We start from the raw sequence: 7456 nt of genomic DNA, 5'->3' as shown, positions 1-7456 counted from the left end.
CTGTATCATGTGCGTGCTGGTGATATTGACCACCGCCGGAGTTACCGACTGAACAGCACGAACCACAGGTGTTATGCGCGGGCTGCCTTCTTGCGGGGCCGCGCCTGCGGGCGGCGGAGCAAGGGCTATCAGGCCGCTGGAAAGAAATGTCAGCAGCGTCCAGTAAAGAGCCCACGCAACGGTGCGTTTGATACAGCAAAAATGCCTTTGCCCGCACATTGAGCGGACCCTGTGGGGGACTTGAGCGTATATGGTTGCGAGCGCTTGCGTCATTGGAGAATTTCCTCGGTTTTCTTCTGCCCGTCATAATAAGCACGTTCAGGCAATCGTAAAGGGCTGTCCGGCATATTCCTGCCGTTGGCAACAGGCACCCTTGCGCACGGCGTGGGGAAAGGCTAGAAAAAAAATCATGAACGACAATACTTCGCGAGTTCTCTCGTCAGCATCGGCACTTGAACGTATTTTTCCCGACCTGCGTATCGAACCTCTGCGCCAGCAGGACATGGACGCGGCTCAGGCCCATCTTGACAATCTTACCAAGCCCAAGGGCAGTCTGGGCAGACTTGAAGATCTGGCCCGCAGACTTTACGCCATGCGCGAAGGGCAGTTGCCCCTGCGGGTAAGCCCGGCGCTCATGCTGACCGTTGCGGGCGACCACGGCGTGGCGGCTCAGGGGGTTTCTCCCTTTCCGCAAGCTGTGACGCGCCAGATGGTGCAGAATTTTTTTGAAGGCGGCGCGGCCATCAACGTGTTGTGCCGCAGTACGGGCATGGATTTGCGCGTGGTGGACGCTGGCTGCGCTGGCGGCCCCTTTGCTGCGCATCCTATTTTGCTGGAATGCCGCCTTGGTGACGGCACGGCAGACATGACCTTTGGCCCGGCTATGAGCGTGGACACCTGCCTTGAAGGTTTGCGCGCCGGGGTAAAGCTGGCGCACGACGCTGCGGATAAAGGCTACCAGTGTCTTGGCGTGGGAGAAATGGGCATTGCCAACTCCACAGCGGGTACGGCCCTTTACTGCGCGCTGCTGGATCTTGACCCGGATGTGATGACCGGGCCGGGGGCCGGATCTGATCCGGTCATGGTGCGGCACAAGGCCCAGATCGTGGGGCGCGCGCTGGCAGCCAATAAAGACGCTGTGAGCGGCGGCGATGCCGTGGAAATTCTGGCGGCCCTTGGCGGTCACGAAATCGCAGTCATGAGCGGCATCATGCTGGGCGCGGCCTCGCGGCGTTTGCCCGTGCTGGTGGACGGTTTTATTTGCAGTGCGGCCTATGTGGCGGCTTTGCGCATATGCCCGGTTTTGGCTGATTATGCAATTTTGTCTCACGCTTCTGCAGAACTGGGCCACGGCCGTGCCCTTGCCCGTCTGCAACAGGCGACCCCCGAGCAGCGGCCCCTGCTGCATCTGGACATGCGGCTGGGCGAAGGCACAGGCGGGGCTGTAGCCTATGCCCTGTTGCGCTGCGCCGCCGACATTTATAATGACATGGCTACCTTTGGTGCTGCTGGGGTGGCGGAACAGACATGCTGACCGTGTCCGACAGCGTTAACGCGCCTGAGCGTCCTGCAAGTGAAAGAGCAGAGGGCCGCCATGCGGCCCCTTTGCTCGAACTGCGGGATGTATCGCGGCGGTTTGCTGTCAAACGCGGGCTTTTTTCAGAACAGCGTTCTCTTACAGCTGTAGACGCCGTAAGCCTTCGTCTTTTTTCCGGCGAAAGCCTTGGTCTTGTTGGTGAATCAGGCTGTGGCAAGTCAACCTTGGGGCGTTTGGCCAGCGGCCTGCTTGCTCCGTCCGAAGGGCAGGTTCTGCTTGATGGCAAAAATCTGCCCCCTGCCGGGGCAAACAGCTGGGCCGCCGGGCAGATTCAGATGGTTTTTCAGGACCCTTTTTCTTCTCTCAACCCGCGCCTTTCTGTGCGGGCCTCTATTACCGAACCTTTGGCCGCTCGCAACTTGCCGCGCGCCGAACGGCACAAACTGGCTGAAGAAATGCTTGCCACTGTTGGGCTTGAGGGTATGGGAGGGCGGTATCCCCACGAGTTTTCCGGCGGCCAGCGCCAGCGTATTGCCGTGGCCCGCGCCCTTATAACCCGGCCAAAAATTGTTGTTTGCGACGAACCTGTATCCGCGCTGGACGCTTCTGTTCAGGCGCAGATTCTCAATCTTCTGCGTGATGTGCAGGAGCATTTTGGTCCGGCCTACCTTTTTATTTCGCATGATCTTGCGGTAGTGGGTTTTTTGTGCAGGCACATTGTGGTCATGTACCTTGGGCAGGTCGTGGAGGAGGCTCCCTCAGAGCACCTTTTCGCCGGGGCTGCCCATCCCTATACGCAGGCGCTCATGGCAGCCATGCCCACAGGCGAGGGGGGCGGGCATCTTGCCGCGCCGCTGGAAGGCGAACTGCCAAGCCCTCTGGACCCGCCGAACGGCTGCCGCTTCCATCCCCGGTGCCCCAAGGCTCAGGATGTCTGCCGCCGCGAGGCCCCGGTATGGAAAGAACTTGCCCCGAACTGGCGTGTTCGCTGCTGGCTGGCCTGATAAACGCCCAGGCAGTACAAGTACGGAATACGCGTGCAGGTTATGATTTGCCAATAAACTCGCAGGATTGACCGAATTTTTACAGACAGGCTGCCTGAAACGCGGCCTGTTTTTTTATGCGTATCATCGGATGCGGAGGCTTTTCATCTGCATTGAGATTTTTACTTATGCCACAAAATTACAATTTTGCGCACGGGAGAATTCGATACTGGGAGAACCGGGTAGCCTATGCGGGCAGAGCATCTGTGAGAATATATGCCCTCAAAGTTCAAGGCACGCTGTTTATGGCGTTTGCGGTGCAAATGAATTGCAGAGTTGTCTTTAGCCGTAGTTTTTTTCATCACAATGGACGAGGTTGCGTTGCGCCTCCACGGTGAGCGTTTGTTCAAGCCGTAGCCAGAGCATCTTCAATGTAAGATGTTCTATAGCCAAAGCTAGCCGGGACAGAGCCGGTTACGAATGAAATGAGTCAGTTGTTCTGCAGGGGCTTGCGTGTAAATTCGTGCTATGAAATGAGCATAGGGGAGCTTTACTCGCCGTAACGAGGCTATTTCACGTGCAAAATGCTCTAGTTGCCGGGCAAGGCGCAACCGTCTGGCCCGCAAAGTGTCGCGAAATCCTTTTGTTGCTCGCAGTCGGTGCTGATGGTGTTGCTGTTCCAGGTCTTGTTCAGGGCACTGAGAAAAATATCCGTTGAAAGAGCGCCGGAATAATTGAGGCAGCCATTCAGTACAAAGAAAGGAATGCCACGCCCGCCGTGTTCGCGCATAGCTGCTTCATCCGCCAGAACGTCATCGCGGTACTGGTCCCCATCAAGAACATCATCAACGCTTGCAGGGGCAAGCCCAACTTCTCGCGCCAGCACGCGCAGAACGTCAGGGTCGTGAATAGCCTGCTCTTCGCACATGGCCGCGCGAAACAGCCTGCGAAAAAGAGCTTTGCTTTGCTGTGTTTTTTGCGCCAGCTTGACCAGCCGATGCCCGTCCATCGTATCGCACGACCACGAACCCGCCAGCCGATACGACAAACCTGCTTCAGCTCCCAGTTTTTCCAGCCTGTCGATTGCTGCTGCAATTTCGTCCGGCAGCAGGTCGCGTTTTTCACGCAGAACATCTGTGACAAGGGTGGGAACAGAGTCCGGCCGCAGCCTGAAGGAGCGAATTGTAATATCTACTTCTTTGCAGTGGGGAAAGGCCTGTAGTGCATCCAGAAAGTTCCGTTCACCAATGCCGCACCAGGGGCAGATGAAGTCTGTCCAGAGTTCCACGTGAATCTTGCCCGGTTTGTTCAGATTTGTGGCGGTTGTCATAAAAAATTCCTTCTGGACGCTGTGGCGGCTGGATTGATCTGCGCAAACCAGACGAGCGAATATATGTGATGTTGTGACAGATAAACTTCTTGCAGAAAATGCTATCTGTTTATTGTGAAAGTATTTATGGCAGAATTATCTATGTGCGTGCATGTTTGTGTGTCAGTTGTCGTTTTATGTCAAGATTATGTTGGTGTATAAATGGTGTGAAGTATTTCTCGTGTTGATTATGCTGCATAATTTGTAAATTGATAGTGTAAAATTACATGATTCACACATCGCGAAATATGGTGTGCAGTAACAGGATATGTATCCTGTTGTGATGCGATGCTGCCAACAGGAATTTATCGCTCTGGCTGCATTAGTCAAAAAGCAACCAGCTGGATGGGCGACAAACCTTTGGTAGAGGAAAGAGAAAATGCAGGTCAGCAATTTTATCCAAGATGGAAAGCAGGTAACTATGCATTAATACACAAAGGCAGCAAGCCTGAAATTCAGATTGGGGACAGGAGGGGCAATGCCGCGCAATCTTTTTATGAGCCAGATATATGCATTTTTGACAGTATTTCTTTGGTCGTCAGCCTATGTTTTTACAAAAATTGCGCTGGAAAGCTTTTCTTTTGCCTCTTTGGCCTTGTTGCGTTGCGGGGTGGCTTCGTTGTGCCTGGGGGCCGTTCTTGTGGTCAAAAAAAGGCCTTTTCCCGGTATGGCATCCTTGCCCTGGTTTGTTGTATCCGGGGTTACGGGTTTTGCCCTGTATATACTTGTTTTTAATATGGGGTCTGCTTCGCTGAACCCCACAACAAGCTGCGTGATTATTTCAACGTCACCCATTATTACGGCGCTGTTGGCGCAGCTTTTTTTCAAGGAAAACCTTGGTCCCCTGCGGTGGATTGCGTTAGCTTTGGCGTTTTGCGGAATTCTTGTCATGACCCTCTGGGGCGGAAGTTTTTCCATATCTGACGGCACGGTCTGGATGCTGGCCGCCGCGTTTTGCATAAGCGCTTACAATATTATGCAGCGTTTGCTCGCCAAGCGCATTGAACCATTGACCATTACTGCCTACAGTTTTTTTGCAGGAACGTTGCTTCTTGCGCCCTTTATGCCCGATGCGGTTGAACAACTTGGCACCGCGCCAGCGTCGCATCTGTGGCTGGTAATTTTTCTCGGGGCGTGCCCGAGTGCCCTTGCCTATGTGCTGTGGGTAAAAGCTCTTTCCATCGCGCCAACTACGGGCAATGTGTCCAATTATATGTTTATGACGCCATTTCTGGCTCTTTTGCTGGAGTATGGCGTCACAAAGAACTTGCCTGGGTTTCCGACCTTTGCGGGAGGAGGCATTATTATGGCAAGCTTGGGTATTTTTATATGGGCAAGCCGGAGGGCGTAAATACCCGTAGGCGAAGGCTGCGCAGGGTCAGATGTCCAGCATGAAGCAGGATTGTCTGTAGGTTTGCGGGGTGACGCCAATGTTGCGGTTGAACCACCTGTTGAGATGGCTTTGATCGCAAAAACCTGCTGCAATGGCGGCATCAGCAATGGAACTGCCGGAAGTAAGAAGTTTTTTTGCTTTTCGCATGCGGCTTTGAACAAGATACTGGTGGGGCGTCAGGCCAGTTTCCTGCTTGAATTTGTGAATGAAGTGAAACCGGCTTAAAGGCAGCTCCATTTCGGTTGGTACATGCCCGGCGTTCCAGCGTTCCCACTCTTGCAGAATCTTCGGTGGCGTGATGCCGGGATTGCCCATTGTTGCGGTGGCTTCATAAATAGTATCAATGCCTGCAAGCAGCCCCGGCACGTCATCGGCGTGCAGCAGCTGCCGCTCCATAAGCAGACGGGCATGTTTCAGGCAACTGGTGACAAGGCATGATTGGCGCATTTCGCTGAAGCGGTTTTTATCAACGCAAAGGGAAACGATGTTGAACCTGTCGGTGTAGTGCGGGCTGTGAGCTTCGTGCGGGGCAACAATATAGACGCTGCCTGCGGGATAGATATTCGTGGAATTCCTTCGGATGAGCCGCACAATGCCACGGCGAACAATTGTAATTGTATAGACTGAAATATGGGTGTGCATCGGGTAGCATAATGCATTGCCAGACGTGAAGACGAATTCAAGGCCCTCCTGCCGGGCGATATGAAAGAGAAGCTCAGCCTTGTTCATTATGAAAGTATGAAGGATGGCGCAAGGCATGTAAAGAATGGCGCGCAGGGAGAGTCAGGAACTGTTTCTAAACGATTCTTTTGTCCAACTGGCTGCGTCAAAAGACCATTTTTATTCCTACTCTGTACCGTAAGAGTACATCTCTTTCGTAAAAAATGCCTCCTCCTTGCCCTTGGCACAAGATCATTTATTTAGACAATTCTTGGAGCATTATGGAAAATCGGCTTTCAGGCACGCCTGAAAGCCGATTCGAGCTCTTGTTGCAGGAAATGGACGAAACTTTATCCGCCTCTGCGCTCCATTTCTGCCCCGCGCGCGTCAGCGGCCAGAACGGCATCAACCAGAAGGCCAGTGAGTCCGGCACGGTCCAGTACATTGACTCCGGCAATGGTCAACCCGCCGGGAGAGCATACGTTGTCACGCAACTGCCCAAGGGACGAGGCGTCTTCTTCCGCCATACGTGCCGACCCGGCAAAGAGGGCCGTGACCATCTGCCTCGACTGGGCATGGGTGAAACCCAGAGTCACTCCAGACTGTACGAGGCCCTGCATCATTGCGAAAACATAGGCCGGACCCGCGCCTATGAGGGCGGAAAAGGCCGTGAACTTCTCTTCAGGAAGCTCAACGCACTGTCCAAGCTTGCCAAACATTTGTAAAAGACTCTGCTTGCAGTCGTGGGACAGCTTGGGATCTTCAAGGCACAGGGCGAAAACACCCATGCCAACCAGAGCCGGAGTATTGGGCATGCAGCGCACAACCGGGCAAAGTGCATCAGCCCATTGGGCAAGGTTGTGAAGGCTTATGCCCGCAGCTACGGACACAAGTACCTTGTCTTTATTCAGGGCAGGGCGAAGCTCCTTCACCACCTCTTGCATCTGGTACGGTTTGACGGCCAGTACGATGATGTCTGCATTTTCAGCGACTGCAAGGGGGCTTGGCATGACCTGCACCCCTGCTTCTTCAAGGGGACGCATGCGCGAGGCTGTGCGGTTGTAGCCGCACAGCGCGTAAGCGTCGGCCTGATCTCTGTTCTGTTCTGCATTGCGGGCCAGCCCAGCCAGAATGGCTCCGCCCATATTGCCACAGCCCACACAGCCTATGCGCATTGTCATAGCTTACTCCGAAATTTCCAGGCCACCGAAGAAGTAGCCAATTTCAAAGGCAGCGGTTTCCTGAGCGTCAGAACCGTGTACGGCGTTGGCTTCGAGGCTTTGGCCGTATTTGGCGCGCAGGGTGCCGGGTTCAGCCTGGGCGGGGTTGGTGGCACCCATGAGGGCACGCCAGCGCGGCACGGCGTCTTCACCGCGCAAAACCACGCAGACCACAGGGCCTGAAGACATATAATCCGTCAGGCTGTCGAAGAAAGGGCGGTCGCGGTGAACAGCGTAAAATCCCGCGGCCTGATCCTTGGACAGATGCAACCTTTTAAGGGCCACAATCTTGAG

At 54.4% G+C, this 7456-nt stretch carries 7 protein-coding genes and 1 pseudogene; 3 read left to right on the top strand and 5 right to left on the bottom strand.

Features of this window, described 5'->3' with window-relative positions:
- Window positions 1–273: pseudogene (locus QM579_RS13740) on the bottom strand (peptidase); the annotation flags it as partial.
- Between the two features lie 136 nt (window positions 274–409).
- On the opposite strand from QM579_RS13740, the gene cobT reads away from it, so the two are divergent.
- Together cobT and QM579_RS13730 are read left to right on the top strand one after the other, a co-directional pair.
- Window positions 410–1534 carry a nicotinate-nucleotide--dimethylbenzimidazole phosphoribosyltransferase gene (cobT, locus tag QM579_RS13735; protein ID WP_414999692.1) on the top strand — a complete coding sequence of 375 codons (1125 nt, stop codon included), beginning with the start codon at window positions 410–412 and terminating at the stop codon, window positions 1532–1534.
- Window positions 1528–2541 (top strand): ABC transporter ATP-binding protein, encoded by a 1014-nt coding sequence (locus QM579_RS13730; RefSeq protein WP_414999691.1) that lies wholly within the window; start codon window positions 1528–1530, stop codon window positions 2539–2541. The genes cobT and QM579_RS13730 overlap by 7 nt, the downstream gene beginning before the upstream one ends.
- 568 nt (window positions 2542–3109) lie before the next feature.
- On the opposite strand, the gene QM579_RS13725 is transcribed toward QM579_RS13730, so the two are convergent.
- Window positions 3110–3850 (bottom strand): DsbA family oxidoreductase, encoded by a 741-nt coding sequence (locus QM579_RS13725; RefSeq protein WP_414999690.1) that lies wholly within the window; start codon window positions 3848–3850, stop codon window positions 3110–3112.
- A gap of 517 nt (window positions 3851–4367) precedes the next feature.
- Here QM579_RS13725 and QM579_RS13720 point away from each other — a divergent pair.
- Window positions 4368–5240 carry a DMT family transporter gene (locus QM579_RS13720; RefSeq protein WP_414999689.1) on the top strand — a complete coding sequence of 291 codons (873 nt, stop codon included), beginning with the start codon at window positions 4368–4370 and terminating at the stop codon, window positions 5238–5240.
- Between the two features lie 27 nt (window positions 5241–5267).
- On the opposite strand, the gene QM579_RS13715 is transcribed toward QM579_RS13720, so the two are convergent.
- The 3 genes from QM579_RS13715 to QM579_RS13705 form a co-directional block, all read right to left on the bottom strand.
- On the bottom strand, window positions 5268–6011 hold the full coding sequence (locus tag QM579_RS13715; RefSeq protein ID WP_414999688.1) for a helix-turn-helix transcriptional regulator: 744 nt from the start codon (window positions 6009–6011) through the stop codon (window positions 5268–5270).
- Window positions 6012–6292: 281 nt separating this feature from the next.
- Window positions 6293–7123: a pyrroline-5-carboxylate reductase gene (gene proC, locus QM579_RS13710; RefSeq protein ID WP_414999687.1), complete on the bottom strand. Its 831-nt coding sequence runs from the start codon at window positions 7121–7123 to the stop codon at window positions 6293–6295.
- Between the two features lie 3 nt (window positions 7124–7126).
- The coding region (locus QM579_RS13705) for a nucleoside-diphosphate kinase (RefSeq protein ID WP_414999686.1) at window positions 7127–7456 on the bottom strand (330 nt) is incomplete at its 5' end.

It is taken from the genome of Desulfovibrio sp. (assembly GCF_047607245.1).
Classification (GTDB): Bacteria; Desulfobacterota; Desulfovibrionia; order Desulfovibrionales; family Desulfovibrionaceae; genus Desulfovibrio.
Note: the sequence above shows the minus strand (reverse complement) of the source record. Positions and strands in the feature narration are given on the sequence as shown.